The organism is Streptomyces sp. NPDC058231, assembly GCF_042882275.1.
GTDB lineage: Bacteria > Actinomycetota > Actinomycetes > Streptomycetales > Streptomycetaceae > Streptomyces.
The window spans coordinates 39,192-58,687 of record NZ_JBHVWN010000050.1; the positions used below are offsets into that span (position 1 = coordinate 39,192).

Annotated in this window: 16 protein-coding genes; 13 read left to right on the forward strand and 3 right to left on the reverse strand. The window is 71.2% G+C overall.

From position 1 onward, the window contains the following. Window positions 1-323: 323 nt before the first annotated feature. The 6 genes from lpdA to ACFVXE_RS27620 all read left to right on the forward strand — a co-directional run bounded on the left by lpdA (window position 324) and on the right by ACFVXE_RS27620 (window position 8,906). Window positions 324-1,712: a dihydrolipoyl dehydrogenase gene (lpdA, locus tag ACFVXE_RS27595; protein WP_389675092.1), complete on the forward strand. Its 1,389-nt coding sequence runs from the start codon at window positions 324-326 to the stop codon at window positions 1,710-1,712. Window positions 1,713-1,772: 60 nt separating this feature from the next. Continuing rightward, entirely contained in the window at window positions 1,773-3,521 is a 1,749-nt protein-coding gene (sucB, locus tag ACFVXE_RS27600; RefSeq protein WP_389675093.1) for a 2-oxoglutarate dehydrogenase, E2 component, dihydrolipoamide succinyltransferase, read from the forward strand. Between the two features lie 154 nt (window positions 3,522-3,675). After that, window positions 3,676-4,299 carry a GntR family transcriptional regulator gene (locus ACFVXE_RS27605; protein ID WP_389675095.1) on the forward strand — a complete coding sequence of 208 codons (624 nt, stop codon included), beginning with the start codon at window positions 3,676-3,678 and terminating at the stop codon, window positions 4,297-4,299. Between the two features lie 257 nt (window positions 4,300-4,556). Then, complete coding sequence (aceE, locus tag ACFVXE_RS27610) at window positions 4,557-7,226, forward strand: pyruvate dehydrogenase (acetyl-transferring), homodimeric type (protein WP_389675097.1); 2,670 nt, start codon at window positions 4,557-4,559, stop codon at window positions 7,224-7,226. A gap of 125 nt (window positions 7,227-7,351) precedes the next feature. Continuing rightward, window positions 7,352-8,323 (forward strand): helix-turn-helix transcriptional regulator, encoded by a 972-nt coding sequence (locus ACFVXE_RS27615; RefSeq protein WP_389675098.1) that lies wholly within the window; start codon window positions 7,352-7,354, stop codon window positions 8,321-8,323. Window positions 8,324-8,384: 61 nt separating this feature from the next. Further along, window positions 8,385-8,906, forward strand: a complete 522-nt coding sequence (locus ACFVXE_RS27620; protein ID WP_389675118.1) for a DUF4240 domain-containing protein — start codon at window positions 8,385-8,387, stop codon at window positions 8,904-8,906. 34 nt (window positions 8,907-8,940) lie between these two features. Here the strand turns inward: ACFVXE_RS27620 and ACFVXE_RS27625 are convergent, their stop codons facing one another. After that, complete coding sequence (locus ACFVXE_RS27625; protein WP_389675099.1) at window positions 8,941-9,459, reverse strand: GNAT family N-acetyltransferase; 519 nt, start codon at window positions 9,457-9,459, stop codon at window positions 8,941-8,943. A gap of 134 nt (window positions 9,460-9,593) precedes the next feature. Here ACFVXE_RS27625 and ACFVXE_RS27630 point away from each other — a divergent pair, with 134 nt between their 5' ends. Together ACFVXE_RS27630 and ACFVXE_RS27635 are read left to right on the forward strand one after the other, a co-directional pair. Beyond that, window positions 9,594-10,493 (forward strand): TIGR01777 family oxidoreductase, encoded by a 900-nt coding sequence (locus ACFVXE_RS27630; RefSeq protein ID WP_389675101.1) that lies wholly within the window; start codon window positions 9,594-9,596, stop codon window positions 10,491-10,493. 170 nt (window positions 10,494-10,663) lie between these two features. Beyond that, window positions 10,664-11,977 (forward strand): NAD(P)/FAD-dependent oxidoreductase, encoded by a 1,314-nt coding sequence (locus tag ACFVXE_RS27635; protein ID WP_389675102.1) that lies wholly within the window; start codon window positions 10,664-10,666, stop codon window positions 11,975-11,977. A gap of 58 nt (window positions 11,978-12,035) precedes the next feature. Here ACFVXE_RS27635 and ACFVXE_RS27640 read toward each other — a convergent pair whose 3' ends face one another. Beyond that, window positions 12,036-13,685: a regulator gene (locus tag ACFVXE_RS27640; protein ID WP_389675104.1), complete on the reverse strand. Its 1,650-nt coding sequence runs from the start codon at window positions 13,683-13,685 to the stop codon at window positions 12,036-12,038. A 269-nt stretch (window positions 13,686-13,954) separates the two neighbouring features. Here ACFVXE_RS27640 and lipB point away from each other — a divergent pair, with 269 nt between their 5' ends. The 4 genes from lipB to ACFVXE_RS27660 all read left to right on the forward strand — a co-directional run bounded on the left by lipB (window position 13,955) and on the right by ACFVXE_RS27660 (window position 17,078). Further along, window positions 13,955-14,752 (forward strand): lipoyl(octanoyl) transferase LipB, encoded by a 798-nt coding sequence (gene lipB, locus ACFVXE_RS27645; RefSeq protein WP_389675106.1) that lies wholly within the window; start codon window positions 13,955-13,957, stop codon window positions 14,750-14,752. Window positions 14,753-14,877: 125 nt separating this feature from the next. Beyond that, window positions 14,878-15,843, forward strand: a complete 966-nt coding sequence (gene lipA, locus ACFVXE_RS27650) for a lipoyl synthase (protein WP_389675107.1) — start codon at window positions 14,878-14,880, stop codon at window positions 15,841-15,843. A 307-nt stretch (window positions 15,844-16,150) separates the two neighbouring features. Next, window positions 16,151-16,351 (forward strand): hypothetical protein, encoded by a 201-nt coding sequence (locus ACFVXE_RS27655; protein ID WP_389675109.1) that lies wholly within the window; start codon window positions 16,151-16,153, stop codon window positions 16,349-16,351. A gap of 19 nt (window positions 16,352-16,370) precedes the next feature. Beyond that, window positions 16,371-17,078, forward strand: coding sequence for a DUF4191 domain-containing protein (locus ACFVXE_RS27660; RefSeq protein WP_389675111.1), 708 nt, complete (start codon window positions 16,371-16,373; stop codon window positions 17,076-17,078). A gap of 139 nt (window positions 17,079-17,217) precedes the next feature. Here the strand turns inward: ACFVXE_RS27660 and ACFVXE_RS27665 are convergent, their stop codons facing one another. After that, window positions 17,218-17,685: an RDD family protein gene (locus ACFVXE_RS27665; RefSeq protein ID WP_389675112.1), complete on the reverse strand. Its 468-nt coding sequence runs from the start codon at window positions 17,683-17,685 to the stop codon at window positions 17,218-17,220. Between the two features lie 244 nt (window positions 17,686-17,929). Between ACFVXE_RS27665 and glnA the strand changes: the two genes are divergently transcribed. After that, on the forward strand, window positions 17,930-19,339 hold the full coding sequence (glnA, locus tag ACFVXE_RS27670) for a type I glutamate--ammonia ligase (protein ID WP_389675114.1): 1,410 nt from the start codon (window positions 17,930-17,932) through the stop codon (window positions 19,337-19,339). Window positions 19,340-19,496 lie beyond the last annotated feature (157 nt).

The following is a 19,496-nucleotide window of genomic DNA, read 5'->3' on the forward strand; positions in this document are numbered from 1 at the left end:
ATGTTCCCCGCGTGCGGCCCCGGGCATACGTCCGGGGCCGCACGCGTTGACCTCTCGGCACCGCAGCACGGTCCGCGCGGGTTTCGCTCTCGACGAAATCCACCGGACTCCACGCAGCGGTGACCGTCCGGGACGGCCGGTCATCCGTCCCGGACCCGGGCCCCGCGTCCCGCCCACCGTCAACAAGTGCGAAGATGGGTTCTCGGCAGGACAGGGCCCCCACCACAGGGCCGAACAACACAAGCGGCCGAACACCAGCCGACCGGCGGTCATCCCCCAGCGACGGGGCCCGGCGTACGGCGCACATGCATGGAGGACGTGACGTGGCGAACGACGCCAGCACCGTTTTCGACCTAGTGATCCTCGGCGGTGGTAGCGGCGGTTACGCCGCGGCCCTGCGCGGAGCGCAGCTGGGCCTGGACGTCGCTCTGATCGAGAAGGGCAAGGTCGGCGGCACCTGCCTGCACAACGGCTGCATCCCCACGAAGGCGCTGCTGCACGCCGGTGAGATCGCCGACCAGGCGCGCGAGGCCGACCAGTTCGGCGTCAGGACGACCTTCGAGGGCATCGACATCGAGGCCGTCCACAAGTACAAGGACGACGTGATCTCGGGCCTCTACAAGGGTCTGCAGGGTCTCATCGCCTCGCGCAAGGTGCACTACATCGAGGGTGAGGGACGGCTCTCCTCCCCCACCTCGGTGGACGTGAACGGCCAGCGCATCCAGGGCCGCCACGTACTCCTGGCGACCGGCTCCGTGCCGAAGTCGCTGCCGGGCCTGGAGATCGACGGCAACCGGATCATCTCCTCGGACCACGCGCTGAAGCTGGACCGCGTCCCGAAGTCCGCGATCGTCCTGGGCGGCGGCGTCATCGGCGTCGAGTTCGCCTCGGCGTGGACGTCCTTCGGCACCGACGTCACGATCATCGAGGGCCTGAAGCACCTCGTCCCGGTCGAGGACGAGAACAGCTCGAAGCTTCTTGAGCGCGCTTTCCGCAAGCGCGGCATCAAGTTCAACCTCGGTACGTTCTTCCAGAGCGCCGAGTACACGCAGGACGGCGTCCGCGTGACCCTCGCCGACGGCAAGACCTTCGAGGCGGAGGTGCTGCTGGTCGCGATCGGCCGCGGCCCGGTCTCGCAGGGTCTGGGCTACGAGGAGGCCGGCGTCGCGATGGACCGCGGCTACGTCCTGGTCGACGAGTACATGCAGACCAACGTCCCGACCGTCTCGGCCGTGGGCGACCTGGCCCCGACGCTCCAGCTCGCGCACGTCGGCTTCGCCGAGGGCATCCTGGTGGCGGAGCGGCTGGCGGGTCTGAAGACCGTTCCGATCGACTACGACGGTGTCCCCCGGGTGACGTACTGCCACCCCGAGGTCGCTTCCGTGGGCATCACCGAAGCCAAGGCCAAGGAGCTCTACGGCGCGGACAAGGTCGTCGCTCTGAAGTACAACCTTGCGGGCAACGGCAAGAGCAAGATCCTCAAGACCGCGGGCGAGATCAAGCTCGTCCAGGTCAAGGACGGTGCCGTGGTCGGCGTCCACATGGTCGGTGACCGTATGGGCGAGCAGGTCGGCGAAGCCCAGCTGATCTACAACTGGGAGGCGCTGCCGGCCGAGGTCGCGCAGCTCATCCACGCCCACCCGACGCAGAGCGAAGCGCTCGGCGAGGCCCACCTGGCCCTGGCCGGCAAGCCTCTCCACTCCCACGACTGATCCAGTCCCGGGCGCGACGACCGACCTACTTCCGCACATTCGTAAGGAGCAACTGAAACCATGTCGGTTTCCGTAACCCTTCCGGCGCTCGGCGAGAGCGTCACCGAGGGCACTGTCACCCGTTGGCTGAAGGCCGAGGGCGAGCGCGTCGAGGCCGACGAGCCGCTGCTCGAGGTGTCGACCGACAAGGTCGACACCGAGATCCCGGCGCCCGCCGCCGGCATCCTCGCGTCCATCAAGGTCGCCGAGGACGAGACCGTCGAGGTCGGCGCCGAGCTGGCCATCATCGACGACGGCACGGGCGCACCCGCCCCCGCCGCGGCTCCGGCCGCCGAGCCCGCGGCTGCCCCGGTCGCGCCGGCCCCGGTCGCCGAGGCCCCCGCCGCCGCTCCCGCCCCCGTGGCCGAGGCTCCGGCCGCAGCCCCGGCCGGCGGCGCCGCCGGTACGGACGTCACCCTCCCGGCGCTCGGCGAGAGCGTCACCGAGGGCACCGTCACCCGCTGGCTGAAGGAGGTCGGCGAGGAGGTCACGGAGGACGAGCCGCTGCTCGAGGTCTCCACGGACAAGGTCGACACCGAGATCCCGGCCCCGGTCTCCGGCGTGCTGCTGGAGATCGTCGTCGCCGAGGACGAGACCGCCGAGGTCGGCGCCAAGCTCGCCGTCATCGGCGCCGCGGGTGCCGCCCCGGCGGCTGCCCCGGCTCCGGCCGCACCGGCCCCCGTGGCCGCCCCGGCTCCCGTTGCCCCGGCCCCGGCCGCCGCAGCCCCCGCTCCGGCCGCACCGGCCGCCGCCCCCGCCCCGGTGGCTCCGGCCGCTCCGGCACCCGTGGCCGCTCCGGCTCCGGTCACCCCGGTGACTCCGGCCGCTTCCGCGGCCGACGACGGCGCGTACGTCACGCCGCTGGTCCGCAAGCTCGCCGCCGAGAACGGTGTCGACCTCGGCGCCGTCAAGGGCACCGGCGTCGGTGGCCGCATCCGCAAGCAGGACGTCGTCGCCGCAGCGGAGGCCGCCAAGGCCGCCGCCGCAGCTCCGGCTCCCGTCGCCGCCGCTCCGGCCGCCTCGAAGGCGCCGAAGCTGGAGGCGTCCCCGCTGCGCGGTCAGACCGTCAAGATGACCCGCATGCGCAAGGTCATCGGCGAGAACATGATGAAGGCGCTGCACTCGCAGGCCCAGCTGACCTCGGTCGTCGAGGTCGACATCACCAAGCTGATGAAGCTGCGCAACCAGGCGAAGGCCGCCTTCGCCGCCCGTGAGGGCGTCAAGCTGTCCCCGATGCCGTTCTTCGTGAAGGCGGCGGCCCAGGCGCTGAAGGCCCACCCGGTCATCAACGCCCGGATCAACGAGGACGAGGGCACCATCACGTACTTCGACTCGGAGAACATCGGCATCGCCGTGGACGCCGAGAAGGGTCTGATGACCCCGGTCATCAAGAGTGCGGGCGACCTGAACATCGCCGGCATCTCGAAGAAGACCGCCGAGCTCGCGGGCAAGGCCCGTGGCGGTGGCCTCACCCCGGACGACATGTCCGGCGCCACCTTCACGATCAGCAACACCGGTTCGCGCGGTGCGCTGTTCGACACCGTCATCGTGCCGCCGAACCAGGCCGCCATCCTGGGCATCGGTGCCACGGTCAAGCGTCCGGCGGTCATCGAGACCGCCGAGGGCACCGTCATCGGCGTCCGCGACATGACGTACCTCTCGCTCTCCTACGACCACCGTCTGGTGGACGGCGCGGACGCCGCCCGTTACCTGACCGCGGTCAAGGCGATCCTGGAGGCCGGCGAGTTCGAGATCGAGCTCGGCCTGTAAGGCGGAGAACGGTTCGCTGTAACCAGCCTCACCAGCGGCGCCCCCGTCCGGAACACTTCCGGGCGGGGGCGCCGCCGTATTGTCTAGACACCACCGGTCACCGGACCGGCACAGCTCGGATCGGCAGCAACGGCTTTCCCCGAAGGAGCCCCTCATGACCCCGCCCGTCGTCCACTCGCTGCGCGAACAGATCCGCGAGCACATCGTGGACGGGATCGTCAGCGGGCGCTGGAAGCCGGGCGAGCGGATCGTGGAGCGGCGGATCGCCACCGAGCTGCAGGTCAGCCAGACACCCGTGCGGGAGGCGCTGAGGGAGCTGGAGACCCTCCGGCTGATCGAGTCGGCGCCCAACAAGGGCGTACGGGTGCGGAATCTGACCGCGGCTGATCTGGAGGAGTCCTACCCGGTACGGGCCGGTCTGGAGCAGATCGCGGCGGAGCTGGCGGCTCCGGGGCTCGGCGAGGACTGCTCGAAGCTCGCTCCGCACGTGGCGGCGCTGTACGAGGCCGACCGGCTGGCCGACGGCGAGGCGCAGGTGCGGCACACGGTGGGGTTCCACCGCGAGCTGGTGCGGGCCGCGGGGAACGCCGTACTGCTGCACACCTGGGAGGGGCTGGGCATCGAGGTGTTCACGGCGCTCTCGATCCGCTGGCTGGGGACGGTGCAGAAGTCGTACGCGGAGGAGCACGAGGCGCTCATCGACGCGTTCCTGCGGAAGGACCCGGACATCGGAGTGCTGGTGAGAGCGCATGTGCTGGGGTGCGCACCGCGCGCCTGACGTCGGTACCAGATGCGCGGACGGCCGCTCGACTGCGCAGATACGTGACCGTTTAATACCGATTTGAGACGTCACTCCGTGCCGCAAAAGAGGGCACGGGATGCCAACTTTCTCCATATCGAGAAGTTTTGCCCTTCAGCCTTTGATCGATCATCGATCAGCGCCTTACAGTTCACTTCGCGGGCCCACCTGCCCCATCGCCCTGTCCTGCCAGCCAGGGACTTCTCCACCCCCTCCCACTCCGGAAGGCGGCGATCATGACCGACCCCGTAGGAAAGCGTCCGAGCGAACTCGACCAGTTCCCGGACCGCGACCCCGAAGAGACCGCCGAATGGGCGGCCTCTCTCGACGCCGTCACCAAAGCCGCGGGGCCGCATCGCGCCGCGTACCTGATGAGGCGCTCGCTCGAACATGCCGAGGGCGCCGGTCTCGCGCTGCCCAAGCTGCTGGAGACCGACTACGTCAACTCCATCCCGACCGCCGCCGAGCCCGAGTTCGACGGTGACCTGGAGATGGAGTCCAGGATCACCGCCTGGAACCGCTGGAACGCGGCCGCGATGGTCACCCGTGGCGCCAAGCACGGCGTGGGCGGACACATAGCGACCTTCGCCTCGGCGGCCTGGCTGTACGAGACCGGCTTCAACCACTTCTTCCGCGGCAAGGAGGGGGACGGCTCCGGCGACCAGCTCTACATCCAGGGCCACGCCTCCCCCGGCATCTACGCCCGGGCCTTCCTCGACGGCCGGCTCAGCGAGCAGCAGCTCGACAACTTCCGCCAGGAGGCGGGCGGCGACGGTCTGCCGTCCTACCCGCACCCGCGGCGACTGCCCTGGCTGTGGGAGTTCCCCACCGTGTCGATGGGCCTCGGCCCGCTCTCGGCCATCTACCAGGCGCGCTTCAACCGCTATCTGGCCAACCGCAACATCAAGGACACGTCGAACTCGCACGTCTGGGCATTCCTGGGCGACGGCGAGATGGACGAGCCCGAGTCGACGGCCGCCCTGGCGCTCGCCGCCCGTGAGGGTCTCGACAACCTGACCTTCGTCATCAACTGCAACCTGCAGCGTCTCGACGGCCCGGTCCGCGCCAACTTCCGCGTGGTCCAGGAGCTGGAAGGCGCCTTCCGCGGGGCCGGCTGGAACGTCGTCAAGACGCTCTGGGGCAACGCGTGGGACGAGCTGTTCCGGCTGGACACCACCGGTGCGCTGGCCCGCCGCCTCCGCGAGGTCCCGGACGCGCAGTTCCAGACGTACGCCACCCGTGACGTCGCGTACATCCGCCAGCACTTCTTCGGCGCCGAGCCCGCGCTCGTCGAGCTGGCGAAGGTGCTCACCGACGCGAAGATCGCCGAGTGTTTCTACACCTCGCGCGGCGGCCACGAGGCCCGCAAGGTCTACGCGGCGTACAAGGCGGCCCTGGAGCACAAGGGCGGCCCGACCGTGATCCTCGCGCAGACGGTGAAGGGCTACACGCTCGGCAAGGGCTTCGAGTCCAAGAACGCCAACCACCAGATGAAGAAGCTGTCGATCGACGAGTTCAAGGGCATGCGCGAGCTGCTCGGGCTCCCGATCCCGGACAGCGCCTTCACGGACGGCCAGGTGCCCTACGGCCACCCGGGTGCGGACTCCCCCGAGGTCCGCTACCTCCAGGAGCGCCGCGCCGCCCTCGGCGGCCCCGCCCCGGCCCGCCGGGTGCACGCGGTGGCGCTGCCCGAGCCCGAGGAGCGGGCGTTCGCCGCGCTGAAGAAGGGCTCCGGCAAGCAGGAGATGGCCACCACCATGGCCTTCGTGCGCCTCGCCAAGGACCTGATGCGGGACAAGGAGACCGGCAGGCGCTGGGTTCCTATCGTCCCGGACGAGGCCCGTACCTTCGGCATGGAGTCGCTGTTCCCGTCGGCCGGTATCTACTCGCCGCTGGGCCAGACGTACGAGCCGGTCGACCGCGACCAGCTGATGTACTACAAGGAGGCCAAGGACGGCCAGATCCTCAACGAGGGGATCACCGAGGCCGGCGCCATGGCCGACTTCATCGCCGCCGCCACGTCGTACGCGACGCACGGCGAGACGATGATCCCGTTCTACATCTTCTACTCGATGTTCGGCTGGCAGCGGACCGGCGACCAGATGTGGCAGCTCGCCGACCAGCTCGGCAAGGGCTTCATCGTCGGCGCCACCGCGGGCCGTACGACGCTGACGGGTGAGGGTCTCCAGCACGCGGACGGCCACTCGCACCTGATCGCGTCCACGAACCCGGCGTCGCTCAACTACGACCCGGCGTTCGCGTACGAGATCGCGGTGATCGTCAAGGACGGTCTGCGCCGGATGTACGGCCCCGAGGCCGAGAACGTCTTCTACTACCTGACGGTCTACAACGAGCCGAAGCCGCAGCCCGCGATGCCGGAGGGCGTCGAGGAGGGCATCGTCAAGGGGCTCTACCGCTTCAAGGAGGGCACGCCCGCCACGGCGGACGCGCCGCGCCTGCAGCTGCTCGCCTCCGGCACGGCGATCCACTGGGCCCTGGAGGCTCAGGAGCTGCTGGCCGCGGACTGGGGTGTCACGGCCGACGTCTGGTCCGCCACGTCCTGGGGCGAGCTGCGCCGCGAGGCGCTGGAGTGCGACGAGGCGTTGCTCCGCGGTGAGCAGCGGGTGCCGTACGTGACCCAGGCGCTGGACGGCGCACCGGGCCCGGTCCTCGCGGTCAGCGACTGGATGCGTCAGGTCCCGGACCAGATCAGCCAGTGGGTGGAGCAGGACTGGTCGTCGCTCGGTACGGACGGCTTCGGCCTGTCCGACACCCGTGACGCGGCCCGCCGCCACTTCGGTGTCGACGCGCAGTCGGTCGCCGTCGCGGCGCTGGCGCAGCTGGCGCGGCGGGGCGAGGTGCCCGCGTCCGCGGTCAAGGAAGCCCGGGAGAAGTACGGGCTGTGATGCGACGCCGGCCGGGCGTACCAGGGTCACCCAGAGGGTGACCCTGGTACGCCCGGCCGGCTTTCTGCCGTCGGGCCGTCCGGCGGGCGTGGTCTCCGCCGTGGCCGGCAGGCACACTGGCAGCCATGCGCGCTGCCCGGCTCATCACCATGGTGCTGCTCCTCCAGTCCCGTGCCACCATGACCGCCGCCGAGCTCGCCCGGGAGCTGGAGGTCTCCGAACGGACCGTCGCCCGTGACGCCCAGGCGCTCTCCGAGGCCGGGATTCCCGTGTACGCGGACCGGGGCCGCACCGGTGGGTACCGGCTCGTCGGCGGGTACCGCACGCGGCTGACCGGGCTGGCCCGTGACGAGGCCGAGGCGCTCTTCCTCTCCGGCCTGCCGTCCGCGCTGCGCGAGATGGGGCTCCAGGACGCCGCCTCCACCGCCCGCCTCAAGGTGACGGCCGCCCTGCTGCCCTCGCTGCGGGACGCCTCCGACACCGCCGCCCAGCGGTTCCATCTGGACGCCCCCGGCTGGTACCAGGAGCCCGTCACGCCCGAGCTGCTGCCCGCCGTCGCGGAGGCCGTACGGGACGACCGGATGGTCAGGGCCCGCTACCGGCGGCGCGGTGGGGGCGGCGAGGCCGAGCGGGAGCTGGCACCGTACGGACTCGTCCTGAAGGCCGGGGTCTGGTACGTGTGCGCCCGCGCCGGGACCGACTTCCGGGTGTACCGGGTCGACCGCTTCACCACGGTGACCGTGTCGGACGAGCGGTTCGTCCGCGACGGCACCTTCGACCTGCCGGGCTTCTGGGCCGAGCGGGCCGCGCAGTTCGCCCGATCGATCCTGCGGACCGAGGTGACTGTGCGGGTGTCGGAGGCGGGCGCGGGCGGACTGCCGCACACCATGGACCGTTCGGCCGTGCACGAGGCGCTGGAGGCGGCCGGGCCGCCCGACGGCGACGGGTGGCGCACCGTCGTCCTGCCGGTGGAGTCCCTGGACGTCGCGTACGACCAGCTGATGTCCCTGGGGCCGGAGTTGGAGGTCGTCGAACCGCCCGCTCTGCGTGCGCGCTTCGCCGCTGCCGCCGAACGGCTGAGCCGTCTCTATCGCTGAGGGCTTCTTTTCGGTGTCTGCGCGTGCATCGCCTCCCGCCAAGGCAGATGCTTGACCCGTGATGGACGAGACGGAGTTCTGGGAGATCATCGACAGCACCCGCGAGGCCGCCGACGGCGATCCCGAGGACCATGCCGATCTGCTCGTCGAACGGCTGGTGCAGCTCGATCCCGAATCCGTTCTGGATTTCGCCCGGCATTTCGAGGCCCGCTACAACCGCGCGTACCGGTGGGATCTGTGGGGCGCCGCCGCCGTGCTGCTCGACGGCGCGAGCGACGACGCCTTCGACTACTTCCGGTGCTGGCTGATCGGCCAGGGCCGGGAGGTCTTCGAGGGAGCCGTGCACGATCCGGACGGTCTCGCCGAACTCCTCGACGACTTCGACGAGGAGCTCGACGGGGACGCCGAGGAACTCGGCTACGCCGCCGACGAGGCGTACGAACAGCTCACCGGTGTGGTCACACCGGACCTCGGGATCCCGCCGCAGGCCGCCGAACCGGAGGGCACCCCGGTCCGCTTCGAGGACGACGCGGCGCTGGCGGACCGGTTCCCGCTGCTCTGGGATCGGTTCGGAGCCGGCTGACCCGGCCCGGGCACCGCTCCGCACCGCGGTCCGCTCACGGGGCGAGCGGACGGCCCATCATCACGTCGTCCACGTAACGCCCTCCGAGGAAGAACTCGCCGGGCAGCACGCCCTCGACGACGAAGCCCTCCGACTCGTACAGCGCGCGTGCGGGCCCGTTGTGCCCGAGCACCCGCAGCGTCATCCGGCTCGCCCCCTCACCGCGCGCCGCCAGGCACGCCGCCCTCAACAGCACCCTGGCGACACCACGACCGCGCGCCCTGTCGGCCACGGCCAGTCCCTGTATCTGGCGCACGTGCGCGTTGCAGGCCAGCGGGGTGGGCGGAACGACCCTGATGTACCCGGCGATGCGCACCTCGCCCGCCGCGTCCTCCACCTCGGACACGTACAGATGCTCGGGCCGGCTCCGGTCGCCGAAGAACGATTCGTACGGCGGCTGCGGCCGCGGCTGCACGGAGTGCAGGGTCGACCAGGTGGCCCGGTCGAGCTCCCCGAGAGCGGAGTCGTCGGCGGGAACCGCACGACGGACGGGGCGGGTGCGGAGATCAGGCATGGGCGTCACTGTGCCACGACCGGCCCTGCCGCGTCATCGCCGTTCCGCCGGGCCCCGGCCCCCGCCCGCGTTGATTCGAGTGATCCGGGGGCGCGGACGAGGCGCCCCGTCCACCGCTGCGGCAGGATGGGGGCATGGTCAACTCCCGTATCGCTGTCACCGGATCCACCGGACTCATCGGGGCCGCGCTGGTGCGCTCGCTGCGGACCGAAGGGCACGAGGTCGTACGCCTGGTCCGGCGCCCGGCCCGCGCCGGTGACGAGGTCGAGTGGGACCCGAAGCGGGGATACGTCGACGGGGCGGGCCTGGTCGGCTGCGACGCCGTCGTCCATCTCGCCGGCGCCGGGGTCGGCGACCACCGCTGGACCGATGCGTACAAGCAGGAGATCCGGGACAGCCGGGTGCTGGGGACGGCGGCGATCGCGGAGGCGGTGGCCTCGCTCGACGTGCCGCCGAGGGTGCTGCTGTGCGGGACGGCCATCGGCTACTACGGCGACACCGGGGACCGCTCGGTCGACGAGAGCGCACCGCACGGCACGGGCTTCCTGCCCTCCGTCTGCGTGGACTGGGAGGCGGCCGCGGCTCCGGCGGAGCGGGCGGGGGTACGGACGGTGTACGCACGCACCGGCCTGGTCGTCGCGCGGCAGGGCGGCGCCTGGGGCCGGCTGTTCCCGTTGTTCCGGGCGGGGCTCGGCGGCCGGCTCGGCGACGGGCACCAGTACTGGAGCTTCATCGCACTGCACGACCACATCGCCGCGATGCGGCACCTCCTCGACACCGAGTCGCTGTCCGGACCGGTGAATCTGACCGGCCCCGGCCCCGTGACCAACGGCGAAGTGACGGCCGCGATGGGGCGGGTACTGCGCCGCCCGACGCCGTTCCCGGTGCCGGCCCCGGCGCTCCGGATCGCTCTGGGGGAGTTCGCGGAGGATGTGCTGGGCAGTCAGCGGGTACTGCCGGCGCGGCTGCTGGACTCGGGATTCACGTTCGCGTTCCCCGGGATCGACGCGGCCGTGCGCGCCGCGCTGCACTGAGCACGGACGAGCGAATCACACGCATGTGCGACCCCGTGCAACGGTGCCCCGGGCCGCGCGCGACTGCGCCCGCGCCCGCGACCTCCTAGCCTCATGGCGAACTCGGGCATTCCGGGGGCCTGTTGGGGGCAAGAGCCTCCCAGCAGTCGCGCCGACTCGGGGAGGGGCACGTGCTCAGCACGGCACACCACGCGGACGTCGTCATCATCGGGGCCGGGATCGCCGGCCTGTCAGCGGCCCATCAACTGATCAGGGCAGGGGCAAGTGTCAGCGTCCTGGAGGCCGGCCCACGCGTCGGCGGCCGGATGTCCACCGAGGAGGTGGACGGATTCCGGCTCGACCGCATCGGCCCGCTTCTCAGCACCTCGTATCCGGAACTGCGCACCGCGCCCGGTCTCGAAGGGCTCGTCCTGCGGAACTTCGCGCCGGGTGTACTCGTCCACAGCGAGGGCCGTCAGTACCGGACCGGCGCAGTAGGGCAGACACGGAGCGCACGGGGCGCACTCAAGGCGGCGCGCGCCCTCGCGAGCGCCCCCCGCCCGCCGGCGGGCGGCCCGATCGACCAGGCCCGGCTCGGCGCCGCGCTGGCGAGGCTCGCCGCCACCCCGGCCGCCCGCATCCTGACCCGGCCCGAACGGTCCGCGCTCGACGCCCTGTCCGCCCGCGGCCTCCCGCCCAGGACGGTCAGCGGATTCCTGCGCCCGCTGCTCGCCGCGCTGCTCAGCGACCCCGCGCTCACGACGTCCAGCCGGTGCGCCGACCTCGCGCTGCGCGGCTACGCGCGCGGCCGGCTGTGCGTGCCGTCCGGCGGCTCGGCCACCCTGCCCGAGCTGATGGCGGCGGCCCTGCCGCCCGGCACCGTACGGACCGGGGTCCATGTCACCCATGCCGGCATCACCTCGGTCCGCACCAAGGAACACGGCGAACTGGGCTGCCGTTCCCTGCTGCTGGCCACCGGTGCGAGTGCCGCCGCGGAGCTGCTGCCCGGTCTGCGGGTGCCGTCCTTCCACCCGGTGACGGTCCTGCACCACACGGCGCCCGCTCCGCCGCCGGCCGGCGCCTCGCTGCTGCTGGACGCCGACCGTTCGGGCCCGGTCGCGCACACCTGTGTGATGAGCGAGGTCGACCCGTCGCGCGCCCCGCACGGCAGGACGCTGATCACGTCGACCGTGCTCGGCACCCCACCGCCCGATCTCGACCGCGCGGTCCGCACCCATCTCGCCACGCTGTACGGCAGCCCCACGGACGACTGGGAACTCCTCTCCGCCCACCACGACCCGGAGGCGGTCCCCGCCATGTCGCCGCCGCACGATCCGCGCCGCCCGGTCCGGCTGCTCGCCGGGCTGTACGTCTGCGGCGACCACCGGGACACGAGCACGGTGCAGGGCGCCCTGTTCTCGGGCCGCAGGGCGGCGCACGCCATCCTCGGCGATCTGGGCATCCGTCCCGGCCACCTGGCGTCGGAGCTGCCCGAAGCGGCCTGAGTCCGCCCGCGCGCCTGCCGGCCCGGTCCGGCGAGCGGTCCCGCTGCGCGGCGGGGACTCAGCCGAGAGCCGCGACCCGGTCCCGGTATCCACGTACCGCCGCCGCGTCCCGGTACGGCTCGATGCGGCGCTCGAAGTCCCGTACGTACTCCGTGGCCCGCGCCGACCGCATCTCGGCCGCCTGCTGGGCCGCCTCCGCGCCGAGCAGGCACGCCTGGTCGAGCTCGCCGAGCCCGAGCCGGGCGCACGCCAGCACCACCCGGCAGAACAGCCTGCTCCGGGCGTACCCCGGGGCGCGCAGCTGCAACGAGCGTTCCGCGTACTGGGCGGCGGCCCGGTACTGCTGCAGATCACGGTGGCAGTGCCCGAACTCGTCGGCGAGCTGCGCCTCGTCGAAGCCGCGCGCCCAGTGCGGCGCCTCGTCCCCGGGCCGGGCGGTCTCCAGCGCGCGCTCCGCCCGCGCCAGCGAGGCCGCGCAGGTCCGCGCCTCGCCCAGCACACCGTGCCCGCGCGCCTCGACGGCATGCAGCAGGGCGAGCGCGACCGGCGGGGCCGACGAGCCGATGCCCTGCTGGGCGACGCGCGCCAGCTGGACGGCCTCCCTGCCGTGCCCGAGATAGACCGCCTGCCGGCTCATGGTGATCAGCACATAACTGCCGTACGCCCGGTCGCCCGCGGCCTGCGCGAGCCGCAGCGCCTGGACGAAATAGCGCTGCGCGAGGCCGTGCGCCGCGATGTCGTACGAGGTCCAGCCCGCCAGCCGGGTCAGATCGGCGGCGGCCGCGAAGAGCCGCCGCCCGGTGGCCTCGCCGTACGTCCCGCGGAGCATCGGCTCGGCCTCGTGCTCCAGGTAGCGCACCAGGGCCTGGCGGGCGTGCCCGCCGCCGTAGGCGTGGTCGAGGGTGCGGAAGAGCTCGCCGACCGAGCGGAGCGCGGCGACGTCCCCGCTGCTGACCTTCTGCCCCGGTCCGCGGTCGGTCTGCCGCTGCCGGGGGACGCCTGAGGTGCCCGTGGCCGCGGGTGGCGGCGGCACGAGGTGCACCGGCGGTCCGGCGGAGGCGGCGGGCCTGGCGGGCCCGGGCCCGCGGGCGCCGTACCGGCCGCCCGGTCCGTGCGTCCCGGTCCCGGCGTGCGACACACGGGACCCGTTGACCGCCACCGTCGTACGGGGCGCACCGGCCGGCGGCACCGCCGGTGCCCCCTGGACCCCACGGGCCCCGCCGGTCTCCCCGCCGGATCCCGCCGCCTCGGCGCCCCGCCCCACCGACTCGTCGGCCCGCCCGATCAGCCAGTCCCGGCTGGGCACCACGAGTCCGGCCGGGGTGAAGGCGATCTTGCGCAGCTCCGCATGGCTGCCCGAGTCCTTCCGCCACAGTCCGCTGACGATGTCCACCGCCTCCGCGGGCGTGGCGGCGAACTCCAGACCCGCGTAGACCGGCGCGCACGCGTCGAGCCCCAGGTCCTGGGCGGAGAGCCGGCGTCCGAGCCGCCGGGTGAAGACCTCGGCGATCAGGGCGGGGGTGGTTCCGCGCGGTTGCTGGCCGCGCAGCCAGCGGGTCACTGACGTCTTGTCGTACCGCAGATCGAGACCGTGTTCGAGGCCGAGCTGGTCCACCCGGCGGGCGAGACCGGCGTTCGAGAACCCGGCTTCGGTGATGAGTGAGGCAAGCCGGCGGTTGGGCGTGCGCTGCGGAGGTCGTTCCGACATCAGATGTACGGTCTCCTGCCTTCGGGGCCGGGCGGGCAGCCCTTATGGAACGGCGCGAATTTAGCGGGACCGGCGGCGGCCGCAGCCTCCTTCGCTTCACATTCATCCGATCGTGTGAGGATTGAGGGTGGCGCTGACGGGGACGACCTGCCGGGCCACCGCTCCCGGGCCGGTCGTACAGTGGCCGGGGCGCGAATCAGTGCAGGGCGGCGTGGCTCCGGGGACATCCCCCGGCTCCCGACGACGCCACAAGTAGGGAGGCATCTGTCGTGAGTGAGCTTCGGTTCGTCCGGCTGGGATTCGGCAAGGAAGCCGTCGAGTACCAGGAGGCCTGGCAGAAGCAGCGAGAGGTGCACGCGGCCCGGTTCGAGGACGCGGTTCCGGACACCTGTCTGCTGCTGGAACACCCGCCCGTCTACACCGCCGGACGGCGTACGACCGACAGCGAGCGCCCCCTGGACGGCACGCCGGTCGTCGATGTGGACCGCGGCGGAAAGATCACGTGGCACGGCCCCGGGCAGCTCGTCGGCTATCCGATCCAGAAGCTGCCCCGCCCGGTGGATGTCGTCGCGCACGTCCGCAGGCTGGAGGAGGCGCTGATCCGTACCGCCGCCGAGTTCGGCGTGGAGACCAGCCGGGTCGAGGGCCGCAGCGGGGTCTGGGTGCTCGGCGACCCGGTCGAGCAGCGCCCGTCGCTCGGCGGCCTGTCGCTCGACTTCGACCCGCGGCTGCACGACGAGGAGTTCGACGCGCGGCTGAACGGACCCGAGTACGCCCCGTCCAACGCCGGCCAGCGCCGCGAGGACCGCAAGCTGGCCGCGATCGGCATCCGGGTGGCCAAGGGGGTGACCATGCACGGCTTCGCGCTCAACGTGAACCCTGACAACACCTGGTTCGACCGGATCGTGCCGTGCGGCATCCGCGACGCGGGCGTCACGTCGCTCGCGTACGAGCTGGGCCGCGACATCACGATCGCGGAGGTGCTCCCGGTCGTCGAGAAGCACCTGAAGGACGTCCTGGAGAACGCGGAACTCGCTCCGCGCGAGATCGACCGCGCCTCGGTCTGACCCCGCCCCCGGGAATGGCCGGGTCCGTCCCCTGGTTGCCCAGGGGTGAGGGCCACACCTCGGCCGTACAAATAGCGGGCGTACCCTGGTGTTCGCCGAAGAATCGAAGTCGTAGGGAGCCGGACGTGTCCGCTGTCGCACCCGACGGGCGCAAGATGTTGCGCCTGGAGGTCCGGAACAGCCAGACCCCCATCGAGCGCAAGCCCGAGTGGATCAAAACGCGGGCGAAGATGGGCCCCGAGTACAACCAGTTGCAGAAGCTCGTGAAGAGCGAGGGTCTGCACACGGTGTGCCAGGAGGCGGGCTGCCCCAACATCTTCGAGTGCTGGGAGGACCGCGAGGCCACGTTCCTCATCGGTGGCGACCAGTGCACCCGGCGCTGTGACTTCTGCCAGATCGACACCGGCAAGCCGCAGGCGCTGGACCGGGACGAGCCCCGCCGCGTCGGCGAGTCGGTCGTCACGATGGACCTGAACTACGCCACGATCACCGGCGTCGCCCGCGACGACCTGGAGGACGGCGGTGCCTGGCTGTACGCGGAGACCGTGCGCCAGATCCACGCGCTGACGGCGGAGCGCGAAACCGGCGCCACCAAGGTCGAGCTGCTGATCCCCGACTTCAACGCCGAGCCCGAGCAGCTCGCCGAGGTCTTCTCCTCGCGCCCCGAGGTGCTCGCGCACAACGTCGAGACGGTGCCGCGCATCTTCAAGCGGATCCGCCCCGGTTTCCGCTACGAGCGCTCCCTCGAGGTCATCACCCGGGCCCGCGAGGCCGGTCTGGTGACCAAGTCGAACCTCATCCTCGGCATGGGCGAGACCCGTGAAGAGGTGAGCGAGGCGCTCCAGGACCTGTACGACGCCGGGTGCGAGCTCATCACCATCACGCAGTACCTGCGGCCGTCCGTGCGCCACCACCCGGTGGAGCGCTGGGTGAAGCCGCACGAGTTCGTGGAGCTGAAGGAGGAGGCCGACGAGATCGGCTACTCCGGTGTGATGTCCGGGCCGCTGGTCCGTTCCTCGTACCGCGCAGGCCGTCTTTTCCAGCAGGCGATCGAGCGGCGCGGCGCGGCCGCCACGACGCCCGCCGTGTGACACCGGCTGTGTGAAACCGAGCACAAGAAGCTACCGGGCGGTAGTGACTGATTCGAAGCGGCTCCTACGCTCCCCGCAGGTCGGGGACGCGTATGGGCCGCTTCGACGTGCGCGGCGCCGATATCAGGGTTTCATTGGTGTTTGACCGACCGGTCATGCGCTGGTAACACCGAGCAGTGACACTGGATGCACGCAGCGCAGTGGTTTCCATGGCTGCCGCCGTCACTGCGCCCGCGAACAGTCCAGCCGCGCAGGCAACTTCCACCACCCACTCACTCCGGGTATCCGTTCCGAGGGGACTTCCACGATGCAGGCCGTGCCGGTACGCGCCACCGCCATCCCGTCCGTCACCGATGCTCTCCGTGCCGTCGAGTCGCTGCTGCTGAGCGGCGGCCAGCGCACCGCCCGCCGAAACGCCTGGACGGCGGTCCTGGAGGACCGCCGCCGGGCCAAGGACCGGGTCGAGACCGAGTACGTACTGGAGGCCGTGGGCGACCACCGTTCCTAGGCCACGTAAACTTCAATACATGGCGAGGAAGGCAAACACTGACGGCGCGGACAGCGCCGAGAACGCGGGGCGGCTCAAGCAGATCGCCCTGACCTACAAGATGACCCGGCGGACCGACTCCAAGATCGGTCTTGTCGTCGCGGGTGTGGGAATCGTCACCTTCGGTGTCCTCCTCGCCATCGGCTTCTTGATCAAGCACCCGGTCTACCTGGGCATCCTGGGCTTCGTGCTGGCCCTCCTCGCGATGGCGATCGTCTTCGGACGGCGAGCCGAGCGGGCGGCCTTCGGGCAGATGGAGGGACAGCCGGGCGCTGCGGCGGCCGTGCTGGACCGGGTGGGCCGCGGCTGGACCACGACGCCCGCGGTGGCGATGAACCGCAGCCAGGACGTCGTCCACCGGGCCGTCGGCAAGGCGGGCATCGTGCTGGTGGGCGAGGGCAACCCGAACCGGGTCAAGCTCCTGCTTGCGGCCGAGAAGAAGAAGATGGCCCGCATCCTCGTGGACGTTCCCGTGCACGACATCATCGTCGGCAACGGCGAGGGTCAGGTGCCGCTCAAGAAGATCCGCACCAAGATGCTGAAGATGCCCCGGGTCCTCACCGGCCCGCAGGTGACGGCGGCCAACGACCGGCTCCGGGCGATGGGCGACCTGATGAGCAACATGCCGCTGCCGAAGGGCCCGATGCCCAAGGGCATGCGGATGCCGCGCGGCGGAAAGATGCGCTGACGCCACGCACCGGACGTGGCAAGAGGGCGGGGCCCGGACCATCGTGGTCCGGGCCCCGCCCTCTTCTCGTGCCTTGCCTCTCGTCACGTCCTGTCGGGGCCCCGCCCTCCTCACCCCTCCGGGCGGTCGGCCCCCGCTCTCAGCTCCGTACCTGAACGGCGCGGGCGAGCCGGTCGTGCAGCCCCCGGCCGTCGCGGTCCCAGACCAGGGCCGGAATCGCCAGGCACAACAGCACGCTGCGCACGGCCACCCTCCCGAGCCCGAGCCGTCCGCCGTTCTCCGCGACGACGCGGATGCCCAGGATGCGCTTGCCCGGCGTGCAGCCGACGGTCCCGACGGTGAGCACGCTCAGTACGAAAAAGATCCCGAGCGCCCAGTTCCCGGCCGCCTGCTGGTCACCCCGAGCGAACAGCCCGTATGCGATCAGCATGCAGAGCGCCCAGTCGATGAAGAGGGCGCCGAAACGCCGGCCGAGCGGGGCGACGGACCCCGGACCCCCCTCGGGCAGACCGAGCCGCTTGCCCCGGTACCCGAATTCGACGCCCATGTCCTCGGCTGCCGCGCGCGGCCCGGAGAGCCACGATCCCATTGCTTGCCTGTTGTCCACCCGTCCAAGGTACTGCGCCCGCCTCCGTGCCCTGCGGGGTGGGGCCGGGACCGCGCGCCCCCACGGCAGCCCCGGCACCTCTCCGACGCATCACCGGCACCCGCCCCGGTTAACTTCTGCGAAACAAATGGGTCATGCTTGAGAAATCCGGTCTGCCTATGGTCGGGTCCAGCGTGTGCCACCGCACTGGCCGCACGACGAGCTGCAACCCCGTCCCTCCCGGGCCGGGAGTAGGAGGAGTTGGATGTTCCAGAACGCCGACGACGTGAAGAAGTACATCGCCGACGAAGACGTCAAGTTCATCGATGTCCGGTTCTGTGACCTGCCCGGTGTGATGCAGCACTTCACCATCCCGGCAGCGGCCTTCGACCCGACCGAGGAACTGGCGTTCGACGGCTCGTCGATCCGCGGCTTCCAGGCCATCCACGAGTCCGACATGGCGCTTCGCGCGGACCTGTCGACCGCCCGTGTCGACCCCTTCCGCCGTGACAAGACCGTCAACATCAACTTCTTCATCCACGACCCGATCACCGGCGAGCAGTACAGCCGTGACCCGCGCAACGTGGCCAAGAAGGCCGAGGCGTACCTCGCCTCCACCGGCATCGCCGACACCGCGTACTTCGGTCCCGAGGCTGAGTTCTACGTCTTCGACAGCGTCCGCTTCCAGACGTCGGCGAACGAGAGCTTCTACCACATCGACTCCGAAGCCGGCGCCTGGAACACCGGTTCGGAAGAGAACAACCGTGGCTACAAGGTCCGCTACAAGGGCGGCTACTTCCCGACCCCGCCGGTCGACCACTTCGCCGACCTGCGTGCCGAGATCTCGCTGGAGCTGGACAAGAACGGCCTCCAGGTCGAGCGCCAGCACCACGAGGTCGGCACCGCCGGCCAGGCCGAGATCAACTACAAGTTCAACACGCTGCTCGCCGCGGCCGACGACCTGATGCTCTTCAAGTACATCGTGAAGAACGTCGCCTGGCGCAACAACAAGACCGCGACCTTCATGCCGAAGCCGATCTTCGGCGACAACGGCTCGGGCATGCACGTCCACCAGTCCCTGTGGGCCGGCGGCGACCCGCTGTTCTACGACGAGCAGGGCTACGCGGGACTCTCGGACATCGCCCGCTACTACATCGGCGGCATCCTCAAGCACGCCCCCTCGCTCCTCGCCTTCACCAACCCGACGGTGAACTCCTACCACCGCCTGGTCCCCGGCTTCGAGGCCCCGGTCAACATGGTCTACTCGCAGCGCAACCGCTCCGCCGCGATGCGTATCCCGATCACGGGCTCGAACCCGAAGGCCAAGCGCGTCGAGTTCCGCGCGCCGGACCCGTCGTCCAACCCGTACCTGGCCTTCTCGGCGCTGCTGATGGCCGGCCTGGACGGCGTGAAGAACAAGATCGAGCCGGCCGAGCCGATCGACAAGGACCTGTACGAGCTCGCCCCCGAGGAGCACGCGAACGTCCAGCAGGTCCCGACCTCGCTCCCGGCCGTCCTGGACGCGCTGGAGGCGGACCACGAGTACCTGCTCGCCGGCGGTGTCTTCACGTCCGACCTGATCGAGACGTGGATCGACTACAAGCGGACGCACGAGATCGCCCCGATCCAGCTGCGCCCGCACCCGCACGAGTTCGAGCTCTACTTCGACCTCTAGGAACGCCGCAGGCGGGGCGGTTGCCCGCCCCGCCTGTGTCCTGCGTGAACCGTCGGCCGTGTTCCTCCCACCGAGGGGAGGGACACCGCCGGCGGTCTTTTACCGAACAATCCCGGAGTGGCGGCAAGTTACCGCACCCCCGACCGCCGGCGGCCGC

What these genes read in the sequence shown, in the direction of transcription:
- ACFVXE_RS27620 (WP_389675118.1), top strand. Translation starts at nt 8,385, where the DNA reads ATGGACGAGACGGAGTTCTGGGAGATCATCGACAGCACCCGCGAGGCC.
- sucB (WP_389675093.1), top strand. Translation starts at nt 1,773, where the DNA reads ATGTCGGTTTCCGTAACCCTTCCGGCGCTCGGCGAGAGCGTCACCGAG.
- ACFVXE_RS27655 (WP_389675109.1), top strand. Translation starts at nt 16,151, where the DNA reads ATGCAGGCCGTGCCGGTACGCGCCACCGCCATCCCGTCCGTCACCGAT.
- ACFVXE_RS27625 (WP_389675099.1), bottom strand. Translation starts at nt 9,459, where the DNA reads ATGCCTGATCTCCGCACCCGCCCCGTCCGTCGTGCGGTTCCCGCCGAC.
- aceE (WP_389675097.1), top strand. Translation starts at nt 4,557, where the DNA reads ATGACCGACCCCGTAGGAAAGCGTCCGAGCGAACTCGACCAGTTCCCG.
- ACFVXE_RS27660 (WP_389675111.1), top strand. Translation starts at nt 16,371, where the DNA reads ATGGCGAGGAAGGCAAACACTGACGGCGCGGACAGCGCCGAGAACGCG.
- glnA (WP_389675114.1), top strand. Translation starts at nt 17,930, where the DNA reads ATGTTCCAGAACGCCGACGACGTGAAGAAGTACATCGCCGACGAAGAC.
- ACFVXE_RS27615 (WP_389675098.1), top strand. Translation starts at nt 7,352, where the DNA reads ATGCGCGCTGCCCGGCTCATCACCATGGTGCTGCTCCTCCAGTCCCGT.
- ACFVXE_RS27640 (WP_389675104.1), bottom strand. Translation starts at nt 13,685, where the DNA reads ATGTCGGAACGACCTCCGCAGCGCACGCCCAACCGCCGGCTTGCCTCA.
- ACFVXE_RS27605 (WP_389675095.1), top strand. Translation starts at nt 3,676, where the DNA reads ATGACCCCGCCCGTCGTCCACTCGCTGCGCGAACAGATCCGCGAGCAC.
- ACFVXE_RS27630 (WP_389675101.1), top strand. Translation starts at nt 9,594, where the DNA reads ATGGTCAACTCCCGTATCGCTGTCACCGGATCCACCGGACTCATCGGG.